10 protein-coding genes are annotated in these 17,904 nt (G+C 43.2%); 5 read left to right on the top strand and 5 right to left on the bottom strand.

The window, feature by feature from the left end; all coding sequences use genetic code 11:
- The first annotated feature begins 2 nt into the window (after positions 1–2).
- The 5 genes from AC59JO_RS05735 (at position 3) to AC59JO_RS05715 (ending at position 6,664) form a co-directional block, all read left to right on the top strand.
- Entirely contained in the window at positions 3–1,610 is a 1,608-nt protein-coding gene (locus tag AC59JO_RS05735; RefSeq protein ID WP_413668346.1) for a RagB/SusD family nutrient uptake outer membrane protein, read from the top strand.
- Positions 1,611–1,645: 35 nt separating this feature from the next.
- A complete protein-coding gene (locus AC59JO_RS05730; RefSeq protein ID WP_413668347.1) occupies positions 1,646–2,860 on the top strand; it encodes a glycan-binding surface protein in 1,215 nt (404 codons plus the stop codon).
- Positions 2,861–3,224: 364 nt separating this feature from the next.
- Positions 3,225–4,691 (top strand): cellulase family glycosylhydrolase, encoded by a 1,467-nt coding sequence (locus AC59JO_RS05725; protein ID WP_497304002.1) that lies wholly within the window; start codon positions 3,225–3,227, stop codon positions 4,689–4,691.
- A gap of 208 nt (positions 4,692–4,899) precedes the next feature.
- Positions 4,900–5,760: a helix-turn-helix domain-containing protein gene (locus tag AC59JO_RS05720; RefSeq protein WP_497304000.1), complete on the top strand. Its 861-nt coding sequence runs from the start codon at positions 4,900–4,902 to the stop codon at positions 5,758–5,760.
- Positions 5,761–5,839: 79 nt separating this feature from the next.
- Positions 5,840–6,664, top strand: a complete 825-nt coding sequence (locus AC59JO_RS05715) for an MBL fold metallo-hydrolase (protein ID WP_413668350.1) — start codon at positions 5,840–5,842, stop codon at positions 6,662–6,664.
- Positions 6,665–6,763: 99 nt separating this feature from the next.
- Here AC59JO_RS05715 and AC59JO_RS05710 read toward each other — a convergent pair whose 3' ends face one another.
- Genes AC59JO_RS05710 through galA form a run of 5 tightly spaced genes read right to left on the bottom strand, consistent with a single transcriptional unit; the run spans position 6,764 to position 17,892 of the window.
- Complete coding sequence (locus AC59JO_RS05710; RefSeq protein ID WP_413668351.1) at positions 6,764–8,275, bottom strand: alpha-L-fucosidase; 1,512 nt, start codon at positions 8,273–8,275, stop codon at positions 6,764–6,766.
- A 31-nt stretch (positions 8,276–8,306) separates the two neighbouring features.
- Positions 8,307–10,346 (bottom strand): beta-galactosidase, encoded by a 2,040-nt coding sequence (locus AC59JO_RS05705; protein ID WP_413668352.1) that lies wholly within the window; start codon positions 10,344–10,346, stop codon positions 8,307–8,309.
- Positions 10,347–10,404: 58 nt separating this feature from the next.
- Positions 10,405–12,813 carry a glycoside hydrolase family 2 TIM barrel-domain containing protein gene (locus AC59JO_RS05700; protein ID WP_413668353.1) on the bottom strand — a complete coding sequence of 803 codons (2,409 nt, stop codon included), beginning with the start codon at positions 12,811–12,813 and terminating at the stop codon, positions 10,405–10,407.
- A gap of 22 nt (positions 12,814–12,835) precedes the next feature.
- The gene (locus AC59JO_RS05695; protein ID WP_413668354.1) at positions 12,836–14,992 is read right to left on the bottom strand and encodes a glycoside hydrolase family 3 C-terminal domain-containing protein; all 2,157 of its coding nucleotides are present in this window, start codon (positions 14,990–14,992) and stop codon (positions 12,836–12,838) included.
- A gap of 32 nt (positions 14,993–15,024) precedes the next feature.
- Positions 15,025–17,892 carry a beta-galactosidase GalA gene (gene galA, locus AC59JO_RS05690; protein ID WP_413668355.1) on the bottom strand — a complete coding sequence of 956 codons (2,868 nt, stop codon included), beginning with the start codon at positions 17,890–17,892 and terminating at the stop codon, positions 15,025–15,027.
- Positions 17,893–17,904 lie beyond the last annotated feature (12 nt).

Below are 17,904 nucleotides of genomic sequence, written 5' to 3'. Positions count from 1 at the left end.
TTATGAAACGTATCAAAATAAATATAGCACTGCTGGTTATCGGTATAATTATGATAAGCAGCTGCAAAAAAGATTACCTCACCCGCCCCCCTTTAACCGGTATCACTACCGATAACTTTTACAAAAGCGGTTCGGATTTAAGATTGGCTACGGCTACACTTTACGCGCAGCCCTGGGCTACCTGGAACAACTTCCCATTGCTTGGTATGGGAGATATCATGAGCGGCAACATGTTACAGCCATATAATGGCGACCTTGTTCAGCTCACTACCTTTTCCATCACGCCACAAAACGGAACATTAACATCGGCATGGCAAAGTTTTTACAATGTTATAGGACATTGTAATATCAATCTTAAAGCTATTAATACCAAAATGCCGGATAGTGTATCTGTAAAAAGTAAAACAGGCGCCATTGGCGAAATCAGATTTATCCGTGCTACTTCTTACCTTTATCTTGCCCAATTATGGGGCGCTGTGCCGATTATAGAAGATAATGACAAACTGATTGCCAATCCATTGGTACCTCGCCATAAGCTTGAGGATGTATATAAGTTTATTATTAACGATTTAAGATACGCGGTTGCTAATTTGCCCCGAACTGATCAGCCTGGCCGTGTTACAACCTGGTCGGCACAGGGTATGCTGGCAAAAGTTTATTTAAGCAGGGCCGGTTTAAACCAAAAGGGCTCACGCAATCAATCTGATCTGGACAGCGCCGCGTACTATGCCGGCAATGTTTGCAAAACCAGCGGTTTATCTCTTTTGCCAAATTACTATAATCTTTTCCGGACACAGTATAATGATAATTCTGAATCATTATTTGCCTATCAATGGGCACCCGGAGTAGGTTACGGACAAGGTAATGCCATACAAGCCCAATTTGCACCAAGCGGCAGCCTTGTTACCGGCGGCGGTGGCTGGGGCGGAGCAATTGGCCCAACAATAGATCTTGCAAACCAATATACTACCCAGGACTCCGTACGCCGCAAAGCTACATTTATGCTTACCGGTGATAAGTATCCTGAGCTTAACGCGGCAGGCGGCGGCTACACGGCAACCGGTGTAAACGTTAAAAAACACGTAGTTGGCACCGCGGCAGATAATAATTCGCCCACGATGGACCTTTGGTCATCTATTGAGCATAATGCTGTATTACGCCTTGCAGATGTATATTTAATTTATGCCGAAGCATTATTAGGCAATAATGCATCTACTACCAACGCTGATGCGTTGATGTACTTCAACCAGGTACGCAGCAGGGCAGGTGTTGATGTTGTTACCCAGCTTACTCCTGATATCATCATGAAGGAAAGACGGATTGAGCTGGCGTTTGAAGGCCAGTACTGGTTTGATTTGGTGCGCCTTTCTTATTACGACCCTAACAAGGCAATCTCGATAATTAGTAAGCAAATAACACCTACAAAAGATGCAGTGCCGTATATCCCCCGTTCGCAATTTAGCTATGATCCTGCTACGGGAGTTAAAACAGCGTCAGCCAATAGCCTGATTATAACGCCGCCAAGCATTAATACGTTCACGCTGCCTATACCGGCAAATGAGCAAACGGCGGATCCTAAGTTGTTGGAGGCCCCTGTACCGTATTATTAATTGCAATCAGAATCGTTTAGATAATTCTTAAAATCATGAAAAAATTAAATTATTATATCAAAAGCTGCCTGCTGCTTGCCGTGCTTGCTGCAGTGGTTTTTATGCAGTCTGGCTGCAAAAAGGATGATTCGTCATCATCAAAGGGTACCCCGGTAATTACCTCTATTCGCAATTATGTTGCTCATCCCGGCGATTCACTCTTAAGCAGCGTGGGTACAGGCCAATGGATAGTTATTTCGGGTAAGAACTTAAAAGGTGCGCTTGCTATCAATTTTGATGGTGTAAAAGGATCTTTCAATGATGCCTGGTTTTCCGATACAAGCGCTATCGCGCTGATTCCGGCTGTTATTGCGTTCCCGACCGTACCTTCAGATAAACTGAATACCATACAGTACATTACCAACCATGGCCAAACCACGTTTTCGTTCCCTATAGTCGCCCCTGCCCCCACAATTTCAGGCGTTTCCAACGAGGAGGCCAATCCGGGCGATTCGGTTAGGATCAACGGGCTTAGCTTTTTCTTTGTTAAAAGTGTAGTTTACGGCGGAATTAATATTACCAGCTTTAAATCGTCAAATGACGGTACCAGCATCGCCCTTGCTGTGCCTGCGGGCATCGCGCAAACCGGAGGTATTGTAAGTATTGAAACAAAATCAGGTAAAGCTGCTACCGTTTATTCGGTGCATAATTTCGTAAACGGAGTATTGAATAATTACGATAATATAAACAATTTTTCGTGGGGATCGAATACTTCCAATAGTTCTGCCAGCTATCCCGGCAACACAGGTTATTACGGTATTATGAACGCGTCAAATGTTCCTGCCGGTGACTGGTCATGGTGGAATGGCGGCCGCTCAATTAATATAAATTCGGCACAATGGGTACCTCAAGCTAATTTAAAAGACACCTTGAGCCATTATGCTGTTAAGTTTGAGATATCAGCTACCAAGCCATGGACAAACGGCTCAATCCAAATTTTGAAAGATTACGGTAGTTATGCAGCTCTTTATCGCCCATGGAAAACGGCTTCGGGCGCAACCGCCGCATTTACAACTAAGGGTTGGCAAACGGTTACTATTCCGTTTACAAGCTTTGTTGATAATAAAGGCTTCCCTGCCACAAGTCTTACGGATTTTCTTGGTTCAACCGGTGCAGGCGGCATTGAATTCCAATTTATTAATGATGGCTCAAGTACCGTCCAAAATTTCGAGGCCGCTATTGATAATATCAGGGTAGTAAGAATTAAATAAGCGAGAGAGTTAGTTGATTATAAGTGAATGCGCGGGGGCCCTAACAGGTCCCGGCATTTTTTAACCAAAACTCATAAGAGCAAAAAAAACCGCAATCAGCGCAATTCCGCAAAGAATTTAACTGCTCATAATAAAAGCAGCGGTTATCACAAAAAGTAAAAGTTAGTTGAATATAAGGTGGATGCCTGGGGCTGTAAACCGGCCCCGGCATTTTTTAACAACGACGAGCCAACAGTACTATACACAATAACCTGTGCTGCCTACATCACATGATTATATATCGTAGTTTTTCAAATACGTACCTAACCCAAATCCATATCGCATGCAAAAACAAACAAAAAGTTTATTACCAAGCATTTAAAAAATGAAAAAAACATTTTTCTTAAAACCAGTATTTTTAATAACGGCTGTATTGATATCCTTTCTCTCGTGTAAAAAAACGAATAATGCACCGCCGGAACTTACGGTAAACCAAACAGCAATAACTTTTACACCCGAAGGTGGCACACAGGATTTCTCTATTTCCTGCAATGCAACATGGAATATTGTTAATCCAGGCTCTTCCTGGCTACAGTTAAGCACTACCTCGGGCAATAGCGGCAGTATCGTTATTAATATCAAAACGTTATCAGAAAACGGTACAGGATCAACCCGTTCAAGTACCTTAACCATAAACTCATCAAACGGACAGGCGAGAACGTTAAAAGTATCTCAAACGGCTAATCTCTTTCCTGATTACAATACTTCGCCAATCGCTCCGGATGCAACCGGCATGAGCAGCAACGCAGTTCAGCTTGCCGCGAAGATAAAATTGGGATGGAATATTGGTAATACACTGGAAGCCTCGGGCGGTGAAACAGGTTGGGGCAACCCGCTGATCACTGAAGATTATGTAAAATTTGTAAAACAGCAGGGGTTTAATGCCATACGCCTTCCCTGTGCCTGGAACATGGGGCATTTAAGTAACCCGGCAACCGCGCAAATAGATCCAAACTGGATAAAAAGGGTAAAGGAAGTTGTAGGGTATTGCGTAAATAATGATATGTATGTGTTGCTGAACATACACTGGGATGGCGGCTGGCTTGAAAATAATATTACCCAGGCCAAACAGGATTCTGTTAACGCTAAGCAAAAGGCATTATGGGAACAAATTGCAACGGCCATGCGCGATTTTGACGAACATTTGATGTTTGCCAGCGCCAATGAGCCTGCAGCAGATGATGCCGCAACAACCGCAATACTTTCTACCTATCATCAAACCTTTATTAATGCGGTTAGATCAACCGGTGGTAGAAACGCTTACCGTGTATTGGTACTGCAAGGGCCATCTACTAATATGGAGAAAACAAGCGATTTTATGACCACTCTTCCGCATGATCAGGCTACAGCCAAACTGATGGTTGAAGTGCATTACTACTCACCATTTCAATTCTGCTGCCTGCTTGACAATGATGCAAGCTGGGGTAAAATGTTCTATTATTGGGGCACAGGGCACCACTCGGCTATCGAACCTGAGCGAAACGCCACCTGGGGCGAAGAAGCCGATGTTGACGCCTCATTCAACCTGATGAAGACGAAATTCATTGACAAGGGAATTCCTGTCCTTTTAGGTGAATATGGTGCATACAGGCGCGACAACACAGCGCATGTCCCTTTAGATTTGCCAACACACGAAAGTTCGGTAGACTATTGGATCACTTATGTTACAAAGCAAGCTACAACGATAGGTATGCTGCCATTTTTCTGGGATACAGGCGGCGCGCTTGACAGAAGAAATTATACTGTAAAGGATCAGCGTACAATAACCGCTATCAAACAAGGAGCAAATTAAAAAAATGCCCGGGACTTCAACTGCTCCCGGGCATTTTTACGTTTACAAGTTAACTTGGCGTCCTCAATCTCATCAGCGCCGGATTCAATAGCTGTTTAACTTTTTAGCCAAATTAAAGATCAGCAAGACTCAGCATTGGCGGTAGGTTCAATTACTTTTTCCATCTTTAGCTGGATTTCTTAAATTACAGATCTTCATTGATTGACAGATGATCCGGTTTGATTTTTATAAAAATAAATATGGTAAAGAATTGCTCATTGATTGCTTTAATGTGGCCGAAATAGCCCATCGAAGTTTATCATTGCAAGAGCTCCACGCAACTTCCTTTTATGAGATGTTTTTCTTTAAGGAAGTAGCCGGCCACATTTTACTGGAAGATATCAAACTGGAACTTGCCGGACCGGTAGCTTTACTCTTACCCCCTGCCCAACCGCGACAATGGCACTTACAGGGCTCCGCCGAAGGTATGGTTATAATATTTGAAGGGGAGTTTATGGAAGCTTTTCTTAAAGATAATTATTTTCTGAACCGGCTTTATTACTTTGGCAACTATGAAGCTTCAGCCACTTTACCCTTAAAAGAAGAAGAAACAAATATATTGCTTGAGTTATCGAAAAACATTAAAAATGAAATTGATCTGCTTGCCACTGATAGTTATCACTTATTGAGGGCATATCTTTACCAACTGCTTATCTTGGTTAACAGAAGCTATACAGATCATTACCAATTAAAGGGAAACCTTTATCGAAACATTGAAATTTTAAAATTCAGAGAATTATTGAGGCAGAATATCCGGATGAAGCAAACGGTTAAACAATATGCAGATTTGCTTGGCATTAACCGAAACCGCCTTAATCATTTATGCCAGGAAACCTTTGGAAAAAATGCGCTGGCAATAATCCATGATGAACTGCTGAAATCCTGCAAAAGCGATTTATTAACCACCGGCAAAACCATTTCGGAAATCAGTTATGAACATAACTTTTCCGCGCCATCTAACTTTGTTCGCTTTTTTAAATCATTAACCAAACAATCCCCGGCCAGTTATCGCCAGGAATATGCAAATTGATAACAACTAAAGCATACTGATAGTATTGCCGGTTTTCGCGGTTTTAGTTTTGCATCGTAATATTTAACTCAATAAAACGATGACAAATCAACTTCCAAAAGCAACCAGCTACATAGTAAAAGGCAAAGGCGATGTAAGGGTTCACACGCTGGTGTCTCCGGCACCAATGTTTGCCAACGCAACACATATTATCGAACTGCCTGAAGAATTAATTCTGGTGGATGGACAGTTTTTCGCTCAATATGGCCAGGAATTTCGTGCATTAGCCGACAGTCTTCAAAAGCCTATAACCCGTTTTTATATAACGCATGACCATCCCGATCACTACCTGGGCATGGGCGACGCATTTGCGGACGTACAAGTTTACGCGTTGCCGGAAATTATAGAATCGCTGTTAAAAAACGGCCCGCATGAATTACAGCAAAAACAACAACAAATGGGCAGCCTGATTGCCGGTAAGCTCGCGCTTCCCACAGAAGCTGTTGAGCTGGGAGAAGAAATCATAGGCGGAACCAGGTTCGTTTTTGAACGTGTTTTAAATACCGAATCGCCAAGCGCATTGGTTATCAAGCTTCCTGAGTTAGGAATTGTAATTGCCCAGGACATTCTCTACCACAATGCCCATGCCTTTATTACAGGGCCTGTTAATGGCTGGAAAACAGCATTGAAGGAACTAACGGCAATTGAGGGATATGATATCTTTTTACCGGGGCACGGTACGCCTGCCGACAAAGCTGCCATTGACAATGCGCTGATCTATCTTGACAAAAGCAGCAAAATCTTCTCCGAAGCAAACAACGCAGAAGACTACAAGCAATCCCTGTTAGCTGCATACCCTTCCTACGCTGCTGCAAAGCTGATAGATATTTATAGCCCAATCCTTTTTGGCAGCCAGGAACATTAAAACAAATACCAAAATTGCAGGCAACACTCTTCAAAAAAAGTCAGTCCCTCTGCTTAAACGGGAGGGCCTGACTTTTGATTTATTCATCTTAAGCAGATTTTAGTCAGCGAGATCAATCCTAAAACCTGATACCTTCCAGTCTGGCAAGTTTACAGGCTTTTTGATAACAAGCGCATCTGCTTCCTGCTGCCACTGTATCTTTTCTTTACTGCCCAAGAGTTTCACGGAGCGTATTTTTTTTGTATTTACTGTTGATGATTTACCCAGCGACTTAATTCGAATATCCGCGGTCGGTATGTCAAGCAGAAATGCGTATAACTTGTTGCCATTACTTGTGAAGCGGATATCTTCGGACGTGTATTTCATCCGGTCTTCATTAAAGTTGTCGGTTTTAACTTTTACTGCATTCCCCGGGCGTTCTCCAAATATTTTCCATGGACGTGATCCGTAAATCCCTTCACCATTGGCGGCAGTCCACTTACCTATCTCATCAAGCGTATTTAACATATCGGGCTCCAAATCCCCTTCAGGTGTTTGCACAATATTAATTAACAGGTTTCCATTTTTACTTACTATATCTACCAGCATCCGTATGATATCGGTACCGCTTTTGTAGGTTTGGCCGGTGCGGTAAAACCAGTCGCCTATAGAAGTATCTGTTTGCCATGGGTAAGGGCTGATGGAATCCTGAACACCCCGTTCAAGATCCTCTACCCACATACCCTGCGAAGGTTGCTTACAGTTATACACAGCGGTGAACTGCCCATTGTTGTAGGCCATATTTCCGTTGTAAAAATTGGCTAACATGTCCCTGCCAATATCTCCAAACGGGAACCCACCATCTGAGTAAAGCAGGTCGGGGTGATAAGTATCTACCAGTTCTTTAATAGACTTATACCAGGTTCGCTGCCATTCAGTATCCGTAGTATACCAGCCGCGGTCATCTGCTTTTGCTTTAGGATGGTATAGGTCAGCATAAGCTGGATCGTTCGCATCATATGGAACGCCTTTGTAAGCGCCGGATGTATCGGCATTATGTGCCGGTTGGTACCAGGTATAGCTTGCTCCCAAATGCTCGGAAACGCCGAACTTAAGGCCATTCTTTTTAGCCTCTTTTTGCCAAATGCCAACTACATCTTTATGAGGCCCCATTTGTACAGCATTCCACCGGTGCAGAGAAGAGTTCCATAAAAAGAAATTATCATGATGGGTGCCCATGCTAACAAAGTATTTTGCCCCGGCCTTTTTATATAGCGCCATCAATTTTGCAGGATCCCATTTTTCAGCCTTCCATAAAGGTATGATATCCTTATAACCAAACTTTGACGGGTGCCCGTAATGTGCAACGTGATATTTATTTTGTTCGCTGCCCTGAATGTACATGTTACGGGCATACCAATCACCCTGGCGTGGTACGGCCTGCGGCCCCCAATGCGCCCAAATGCCAAATTTGGCATCTCTGAACCACGCAGGATATTGGTAGTGTTTAAAAGAACTATCAGAAGGCTTGAAGGGGCCGTTATTAATGGATAGTTCTTGTCCGTGCAGCATTAACGTCATCCCGGACAGGACGAAGCTAAGTGCGAAAATCTTTCTAAGGTTAGTTATCATTTTTTCAGGTATTTATATTTAATTGGAAAATCTATCGCAGTTCAATAAACTCGGGCTCATAGGGCGCAAGTGAAAAGTTTCCGGCATAATCTTTATCAAACAATATACTTTTAGATGCATGTTTAGGGTCGATAGTCTGCGGGTTGCCGGTTAAATTTAAATAAAGTATATGCTTGTTATCAATAAATCTCGCCATAACCCCTTCCGGCACTTCAGGGCCTTGCATAAGTGAAAGCGGTTCTTTTAAACTATCAACCAAATTTTCAATCAACGCAGATTTAGCGGGAAGCCCCACATATATAGCGGTCCCCTTGCCATATTTGTTAGTAGTTATAGCCGGGTAGCTTTTATCTAAACTGGTTATATTGCCAAGCACTTTTGCACCCTGCGGATAAATGACATCGAAACGGGTTGATTCAGTTTTAATGTTCTTAGAACCGAAACTAACCTCTATATCCTTGTTTTGGAAGTGTTTTGCCGAGATCTCGTTAAAATTCTCGGTTTCTTCATACCCTGAAACACGGATGCCGAAAACATCGCTTAACAAACCCGGATGAGTTGTAGAAAAAACCTTTCCTGTTTCATTTGTAACCGCCGAATTGGCCGTCATGATGACGGTACCGCCGTTATAAATAAATTCCCTGATCTTTTTAGCGGTTGCTGAGTCCATAACCGTAACGCCAGGGATTACCAGTAATTTATAGTTTAATGAGCTTTTGGTAATTTCAACCACCCGTATATCTATGTTCTTTCTAAAAAAAACATTAAAACATTCGGCTAACTGTGCATCATGCTTCTCAGGGAATGCGTTGCTTGCTATTTGACTTGGGAAAGAAAATGCTAAACCAACATCTGCCTTAACTTTATAAGGAAAAAACTTTTCAATTTTCTTAAACTCGGAAGCTATTTGCTTGTATTCGTCATACTTCCTGTTTACTCCGCCATCCCAGTCCATCATGCCTTCCAGGTATTGCTCCTCTCCACTTGGCATACTTTGCCAGGTCCAGCCGCAAACCATTTGGTTGCCGTACATCAGTGATGCATAAGCGGATTTCCTGATGGAATTTGGAACGGCTGTCATTGTGGTAAACTCCGTGCACCAAAAAGGGTTTGTACTTTCAAACTGGATCCTGGCGATTCCAAATGTGGCATCCATCAATCCATAATTATTTACCAACGAGTTTCCCGGGTAGAAGCCGCAGCCTTCACGGGTCATTTTTCCTGAATAGGCAATTTGCGAATAATCGAAATAACGCTTATCGCTGTAGTACCAAGCGTTTGTATTCACAAATGCTTTGGGAGCATTGGTATTGACTTTATCAATCACTTTTATCAGAAATTCGTTGATCTCATCTGATTCAAACCGGCGGAAATCCAACACTCTTTCAGGCGGTCCGCTGATATTGCCAGATGCAGGTAGGCCAACCTCATCAAACTCATTAATTTTTCGCGACCAACGCTGACCAGCCCATGCAATATTCAACTGCGCTGTGGTTTTATACTTTTGTTTCAACCATTCAATAAACCGTAACCTCGCCTGCTCCGAATAAGATATCGGCCCGTCTCCCGACTCGTTATCGATACCAAAAGCAAGCAAGGCAGGATGGTTACCATATCTCTTTGAAAGTGCATTGGCATATCTTATAGCATACTTTTGATAATCAGGATCCCCGATATCTTCCATATAACGGTGGTTAGGATATAACCTGTTGCCCGAAGGATCGGTGACGTTTATGGAAGAAAATTTATGCTGCAACCAGATCGGGGCCGGACGAATGGCGATATCTAAAATTACTTTAATACCGGCTTTATCCATCAAGTCCATTAGTGTATCGAACCATTTGAAATCAAAGTTCCCCTCGGAAGGCTCGTAGCTATCCCAGGCCAAATGCCCCATCCTTACAACCCTGAAGCCCGCGTTCTTCATCAGTTGGATATCACTTTTCCATTTTTCTATATTCTTATCATCATGTGGGTGATAATTAGTTCCTACAAACAACCGCTGGGCATTTAACCTGAAGCTAATTAACAACAGGATGGTAATAATCGAAATATAGTTCGTTTTTTTCATGTCTGATTTATCGTTCAGGTTCTGCTTTTTAGTTTCTATACTTAACTATTCACAAGCATTAATTCCCAATTGCTTTAATAGCTAAAGTTGCTTCAGAGAGATCTACCGAAGTAACTGTAAGTTTAATATCACCGGCATTATGGGTGCTCCTGATAACAATCATGGCCTGCCCGTGCCATGCTTTGCGTGAGTTGCCTGTATATGGGTCCGTATCTTTAATGTCTGCATTGTCAACACCTGCTATTATGCCCGGCCCCTCAATATTAAAATTCAAACGATTTGCAGCATTCGGCTGAATTACGCCATCCTTATCCGTTACCTCAATTCTTACATAAGATAGATCCTGCCCGTTAGCCAGTATTTCTTTACGATCGGCAATTAGTTTGATCTTTGCGGCCTGGTCGGAAGTTTGCAAAACAGCCGTTTCTGTTTCCTTATCATTTTCGACGGCGACTGCCTTTAGGTTTCCAGAAACATACGGCACTGAGAAAGTAGCTTTATATTCCTGATTTTCTGTTGTGGACTTTTCACCGAGAAGTTTACCATTGAGGTACAGCCTCACTTTGGGATATTTTGAATATACCTCTACGTCAATATTCTTCCCCTCAAAACCTGGCCAGGTCCAGCTTTCCCAGGTAGGCCATACCGACCACCAGGTTTCTTTGATTTCCAATGGCTCCGGTTTGGGTTCGCGGACAGCCATATATAGCTTCTCTTTATTATTGTACAGCAGGCTCCTGTAATGTGATATCGGCTTCCTCCATCCGGTTAAATCTATATCTCCGCAATATGCACCATGCCAGGGGAAAAAATCATTTTCCCAATGCTCTCCGGGCACATCGCCCGAATAATACCAACGGCCAATCCCCGATTCGCCTAAATAATCTATCGCCGTCCATACAAAATCACCTATGATGTAATTGTTGTTTTGTACCAGTTTCCAGTTGGCGAAAGCATCGCGCGGATATGATTCTGTCTGAAAAATAACGCGGGAAGGAACCCTTTCATGATCAGCAGGCGCACTTTTCAGTTGATAATTATAACCGCAAACATCATGAACCGCCATAAGCGAATCCAACGATTCCCAGTCGTTACCCCATTTTACAATTGCCGATGTTACAGGCCTTGTGCTGTCAATGTTTTTAACAGTGCCCGCAAGCATTTTAGCGGTCACAACAGCCTCTGGCTTATTTCGCTCAACCACCTCATTACCGATACTCCACATAAAAATTGATGGATGGTTCCTGTCGCGCAGCACCATTGTTTCCAGATCAAGTTTAGACCATTTATCAAAATATACCGAATAATCGTGCTTGTTTTTACCGATTCTCCAGCCATCAAAAGCCTCATCAATAACTAATAAACCCAACCTGTCACAAGCGTCTAAAAAGGCCTCGGAAGGGGGATTATGAGATGTTCTTACTGCGTTAAACCCGGCAGCTTTTAACAACTCCACCTTACGCTCTTCTGCCCTGTCAAAAGCGGCGGCTCCCAGGCAGCCATTATCATGATGTGCACACCCACCGCTTATCTTGACAGTTTTACCGTTGAGCTGGAAGCCACGTTCGGCTGTAAACTTTAAGGAACGAATACCGAATGTGGTTTTCATTTCATCTGCGAGCTCATTACCTTTCGACACCTGGATCTGTGCCTGGTATAAATTGGGGGTTTCCGGTGTCCACAACAGGGGATTTGATACTTTTATAGTTTGTGTTATTTCCTTTTCGCTATAAGCCGGTAATGTTAACCTCATCATGTTATTCCCCGCATCTTTAAAACGCCCGGATAGCAGCCGGGTGTTTACGGCAATACTTTGTGAAAAGGCCGTTTCGTTTTTTATCGTAGCCTTAACCTGTACAGAGGCCTGTTTTGAAGATACCTGAGGCGTTGTAACCGCAACTCCCCAATCGGCTATGTGTAAAGGATTGGCAATATTCATCCAAACATGGCGGTAAATCCCCGAGCCACTGTACCACCTGCTGTTTATTTGTTGTGAATTATCTACACGAACAGCTATCACGTTTTCTTTACTAAAATCCAGGTAAGGTGACAGATCATACCTAAATGAAGAATAACCATAAGGACGGACTCCGAGTGATTTCCCGTTGATAAACACCTCTGAATTCATGTAGACGCCTTCAAAATAAATGGAAACGCTTTTTCCTTTCCATGCAGGCATGGCATTAAACGTTTTCCTATACCAGCCAATGCCTGCTGGAAAATAACCGCCTGCACCACCTGTTGGGTTTTTAGGGTTTATCTTTCCTTCGATGCTCCAGTCATGTGGCAAGTCAAGACTACGCCAGTCTGTATCGCTAAAATTTTTCAATTTAGCCAAAGAATCATCGCCCAGCTTAAATTTCCAATTGTAATCAAACAGTTGTTTTCGTTCAATACCACCCGGCGTTTGTGCGAAACTTACCATACCGCCGGTCAAGGACAGGATGACTATGATTATTGCTTTCATAAAAATGAAATGTTTAACAAGGTTATTTAACTACAATTTTTGTTGTATGAATAATATTACGGGATGAATTACCTAGCTCAAGAATGTAGTCGCCGGTTTCAGCATTCCATCCCTTCTTTGATTCATCATAAAACGCAAGGTCGGCAACTTTTACCTGCATTTCTACCGTCTTTGATTCACCGGGTTTTAAAAATATCTTTTCAAAAGCTTTAAGCTCTTTTTCTGGACGCAAAACCGAACAAACAGGGTCATTTACATACAATTGTACAACTTCGGCGCCTGATTTGTTGCCTGTATTCTTGATCGTAAAAATCGCATGGATTGTTTCATCCTTTTTATAGCTTGATTTATCTGTGGAAAGTTTGCTGATAGAAAAATCAGTATAGGAAAGACCATAGCCGAAAGGGAATTGAGGCTCTATTTTTTTAGTATCATACCAGCGATATCCAACCAATACACCTTCTTTATAGTCAGCCGTAAGGCCCTCACCAGGATATGTATCCAGGTTAAATGCAGGCGAATCATGTAACGAGACAGGGAAAGTAAACGGCAGCTTGCCCGAAGGATTGATAACTCCCTTTAATACATCGGCCAACGCATTCCCCGCTTCCGATCCGTTAAACCATGACCACACGATAGTGTGATTTGATTTTTTAATTTCACCCAGATCATACGGTGCGCCGGCCATAATGACAATAATAGTGTTAGGGTTAACGGCGCTCACCGCATTAACCAGGGCCTGTTCGCCAAAAGGAAGCTCCAGGGTCTTGCGATCATGGCCCTCGCTCTCATATTCACGGTTTGAGCCTACACACAAAATGGCAACATCGCTGGTTTTTGCAAGCGCTACGGCCTCATCAATCAGGTTCTGATCAGGTTTGTCGTAGCCACGGTTTTGTTCGTCAGTTTTACTTGCCATGTAATTTGCCCTGTAACCCTGCGCAAAACTAATATTGGCGGTTTTACCGAATCTTGATTTTATACCCTCCAGCGCGGTAACCTCATATTTAGCCTTTACACCTGCACCATAACCTCCCAAAGCAAATGTACGTGTGGCATTATCGCCTATAACAGCGATGCTTTTAATTGCACTTGTTTTTAAAGGCAATAGATGGTTGTCGTTTTTTAGCAGAACGATAGATTCCGATGCAATTTCGTACGCGGCTTTGGCGTGTTCAGGCGTGGCTATAGATCCTTTAGGATGATTGGCACTCATGGAGGTATGATACATTAACCATAAAATCCTGCTCACTTTATCGTCAATAGTTTTTACAGAAACCTGGCCTGCTTTAACAGCTGCCAACAAAGGTTTGGCAAAATACCACTGATCATACGGCCCGCTTGATCCCATTTCAATGTCAAGGCCGCTGTTTGCAGCAGCAACCGTATGGTGCGTCCCGGCCCAGTCAGACATGACCACACCTTTAAAGCCCCATTCATTTTTTAATACCTTGTTTAATAAAAAATCATTCTCTGAACACCAGTAACCGTTCAACTTATTGTAGGCCGACATAACCGTGTAAGCATTCCCCTGCTGTACCGCCGCTTTAAATGCCGGGAAATAAATTTCGCGTAAAGCTCTTTCATCAACTAAAGTATTTACGCTATCACGGTTAAGCTCCTGGTTATTTGCGGCAAAATGTTTTATACAGGCTGCTACATGCTGGCTTTGAATCCCTTTTACGGATTGAATAGCCAATTGGCTGTTTAGATATGGATCTTCAGAGTAATATTCATACGTACGACCGCAAAGGGGCATCCTGCAGATGTTAAAGGCTGGCGCAAGCATTATAATCTTTTTACGGGCGTTCGCTTCCTCCCCTATCACTACCCCATATTTATTAGCCATTAAGGGGTTCCATGTAGCCGCTATTGCCGAACCATTGGGCAAAAAAGTAGCGGAGTCAGTTGTCCAGTTAGCCGAAGCCCAGTCAAAACGTTTTATTTCTTCGCGCACACCTAAAGGCCCGTCATCGCATGTGAGTTCAGGAATGCTCAAACGGGGTACACCTGCCGAAGAAAACAAGGCATTTCCATGCAGCATTGCTATCTTCTCCTCAAGTGTCATTTTACTGATGATACCGTTGATCTTAGCTTTAAGGGCCGCCTCGTCTTTACTTTGTGCCGAAACTTTACCGAACAAAAAAAGCGCTATAATACAGGCAATTGTATATTTCATAAATATTATTTCTTTAGAGTTACTTTTTAACATTATTTAGCTACTATCTCAATAGCCGACAGCTTTAGTCCCGGTGAGGTTGCTTTTAAAACTATAGTTCCGGGTTGCCCTGTTGATTGCACGATAACCTGGGCGTACCCGCTAAACAGTTTTCGTTTGTATTGGGCCGCAGGGTAAACCAACTGAATCAGACCGGGATCGGTATTAACGCCTGCCCAGATATTAGCTTTAAGCAACGGCGTGGCCACAATAGCGATGGTGTTGTTACCAGGGTGCAGTAGTGCGGCTTCAAGTTTAAATTCAGTTTTCCCGGCATTCTCTTTGATTTCATGACCTATCTCTTTACCGTTGATATAAATGCTTTGTACCTTGCCTATATTTTTATTAAAAAATGTAGCAGTAGCGGCAGCACCATCGGCAGGCATGACGAAACCCGCCCTGTAAACTATCGCTTTCACCTTTCGGCCAAATTCATCGTCCCGGGTATCTTTAAAAGCACTTTGCCAGCTACTGTCATCGTAGTCGGCTGCAACCTCGGCATTCACATTTAAATCATCTACGAACTTCTCTTTAAAACTGCCTATCTGAACCAGGTTGATCCGTTCTAAGTATTGGTCAGGCTCCAACGAGGTGGGATCTCCGTTACCAACACCGATAATTTTACCCGGCCCTTCAATTGAAAAGCCTATCTCATTATTGGCCGTTGGCACCCTCAGCTTATTTTTATCAGTAGTTTGTACCGTAATTAAAGCGATATCCTTGCTATCGGCTTTGATGACATCCCTGTTAGCCCGTAAATTAATATTGACCGGATCCAGGGTAGTTTTAACAACGTCGCTACCTGCTTTTATACCTTTTTTATAACCTATCGCTTCAAGCGTTCCCGGCTCATATTTCACCTGCCATTCCAGGTGCCCGTTTAAATCCATAGTTTTTTTACCGAGGCTCTTTTTATTCAGAAAAAGCTCTACCTCGTCGCAATTACTATAAGCACACACCCGTATTTCCCGGCCTTCTTTACCGCGCCAGTTCCAGTGCGGCAGCAGATGCACAACAGTTTGATCAGTCCACCATGACTTTAAATAATAGTAATCGTCTTTGGGGAAACCGCAGGCATCAAGCATCCCAAAATATGACCCAACAGAAGGCCATCCGAAAGGTGTGGGTTCACCCCTGTAATCAAAACCTGTCCAAATGAACATTCCTGCCAGGTACGGACGCGCAGCGTAGTATTTCCAGCCCTGTTCCAGGCTGTAGAAAAAATCATTTTGCTTTCTGTCATACGCTACAAGCTGATGCTTGTCCATATCATCCTCATAAATTCCCCTTGAAGCAACTGTTGACCCTTCTTCGGTACCCCAGCTAAATTGGTTAGGGTACTTTTTATGTTGTTCGTCGGTATTTTTAGTAGCAACATAATTATATCCCAGCACGTCTATCACGGTTGATATTCCCGAGCCAATCCCACCGCTTATGGCTGCGGTGATGTAGCGCGTTGAATCAACCGATTTGGCAAAAGCCTGCATCGTAGCAGCTATTCGCGCCCCGGTAATATTACCTTCAATGCCCCACTCCTCGTTCCCTATCGACCAGCTGATAATGCTGGGATGGTTACGGTCGCGCCGGATCATTCTTTTCAGATCATTTAGTTGGGTTGATGCCACACCCATTAAGCGGTTTTCGTCAATAACCAGCATCCCCAACTTGTCACATGCGTCCAGCAGTTGGGGTGTTGGCGGATTATGCGAACAGCGATAGGCATTACAGCCCATTTCTTTTAAGGCACGAATCCTGAATTCCTGCAAAGCATCAGGGATGGCGGCACCTACACCGGCATGGTCCTGGTGATTATTGGTACCTTTAATTTTAACATGCTTTCCATTCAGAAAAAAACCCTCATTGGCGTCAAACCTGATGCTACGGATCCCAAAGGTTGTTCTATAGCTATCTGTAGCTGCTCCGCCTTCTTCAACAGTAGTTACCAGCTTGTACAGGTTTGGACTTTCGATACCCCATAGCCTGGGGTTACTAACGGCTAAAACACTTTTGATATCCTGCGACGCGAAAGGCTTCAAACTAAGCCCGGTAGTTGTTTTTGTTGCGATGGTTTTTCCATTATCATCAATAATAGTTTGGGTTACATTAAAATTCTTTGATTCTTTATCGTCGTTGATGATGGCGGATGTTGCAGTAACATCGGCGATGTTGTTTTTTACCTGGGTTGTAACAAATGTTCCGTCAGAAACGATATGCAGTTGACCTGTTTTATTAAGCCAAACATGGCGATAGATACCTGCACCTTCATAAAACCAGCCTTCTTCCATAGTTACATCGGCTCGTACAGCGATGACGTTATTGCCACCATAGTTTAAGTATTCAGAAATATTATATTCAAAGCTGTTGTACCCACTCGGTTCGGTGCCCAGATAATGGCCGTTTACCCAAACTATACTGTTCCGAAAAACGCCATCAAATGCAATAGATATCCGTTTACCAAGATCATTAGCCGGAACAACAAAACTTTTGCGGTACCAGCCCACACTGGCTTCAGGAAAGTTGCGGCCGATTGCTTTTGATCCGTGACTGAAACTACCCTTGGGGCTAAAAGGTTGCTCAACGGCCCAATCATGCGGAAGATTAATTTTACGCCAGCCCCTGTCATCAAATTCCGCTGATGCGGCGCCATCCCCGTAACCTGTTTTGGCCAAATAAGAGAAGCCACCCGTGCCGTTGTAAAAATCTTTTGAGGGATCATAAGCATGGCCTAAAGCAAACCGCCAGTCATTATCCATAGATAGATGTTGGCGTTTTGAAGCTAATGTTTCGGGAGATTGGGCAGCAGTTTTCTCTGTAACAACGAAAGCTAAAATTAAAAAACACAGTAAACGGATAGGTTTCATTTTGTAAGTATG

It is taken from the genome of Mucilaginibacter sp. A5337, assembly GCF_059690695.1.
This window is presented reverse-complemented; position numbering and strand designations above follow the sequence as displayed.

Bases quoted from the DNA above. Each gene is read 5' to 3' on its own strand.
- AC59JO_RS05700 (WP_413668353.1), bottom strand. From the start codon at position 12,813: ATGAAAGCAATAATCATAGTCATCCTGTCCTTGACCGGCGGTATGGTA.
- AC59JO_RS05720 (WP_497304000.1), top strand. From the start codon at position 4,900: ATGATCCGGTTTGATTTTTATAAAAATAAATATGGTAAAGAATTGCTC.
- AC59JO_RS05715 (WP_413668350.1), top strand. From the start codon at position 5,840: ATGACAAATCAACTTCCAAAAGCAACCAGCTACATAGTAAAAGGCAAA.
- AC59JO_RS05705 (WP_413668352.1), bottom strand. From the start codon at position 10,346: ATGAAAAAAACGAACTATATTTCGATTATTACCATCCTGTTGTTAATT.
- AC59JO_RS05710 (WP_413668351.1), bottom strand. From the start codon at position 8,275: ATGATAACTAACCTTAGAAAGATTTTCGCACTTAGCTTCGTCCTGTCC.
- AC59JO_RS05725 (WP_497304002.1), top strand. From the start codon at position 3,225: ATGAAAAAAACATTTTTCTTAAAACCAGTATTTTTAATAACGGCTGTA.
- galA (WP_413668355.1), bottom strand. From the start codon at position 17,892: ATGAAACCTATCCGTTTACTGTGTTTTTTAATTTTAGCTTTCGTTGTT.
- AC59JO_RS05695 (WP_413668354.1), bottom strand. From the start codon at position 14,992: ATGAAATATACAATTGCCTGTATTATAGCGCTTTTTTTGTTCGGTAAA.
- AC59JO_RS05730 (WP_413668347.1), top strand. From the start codon at position 1,646: ATGAAAAAATTAAATTATTATATCAAAAGCTGCCTGCTGCTTGCCGTG.
- AC59JO_RS05735 (WP_413668346.1), top strand. From the start codon at position 3: ATGAAACGTATCAAAATAAATATAGCACTGCTGGTTATCGGTATAATT.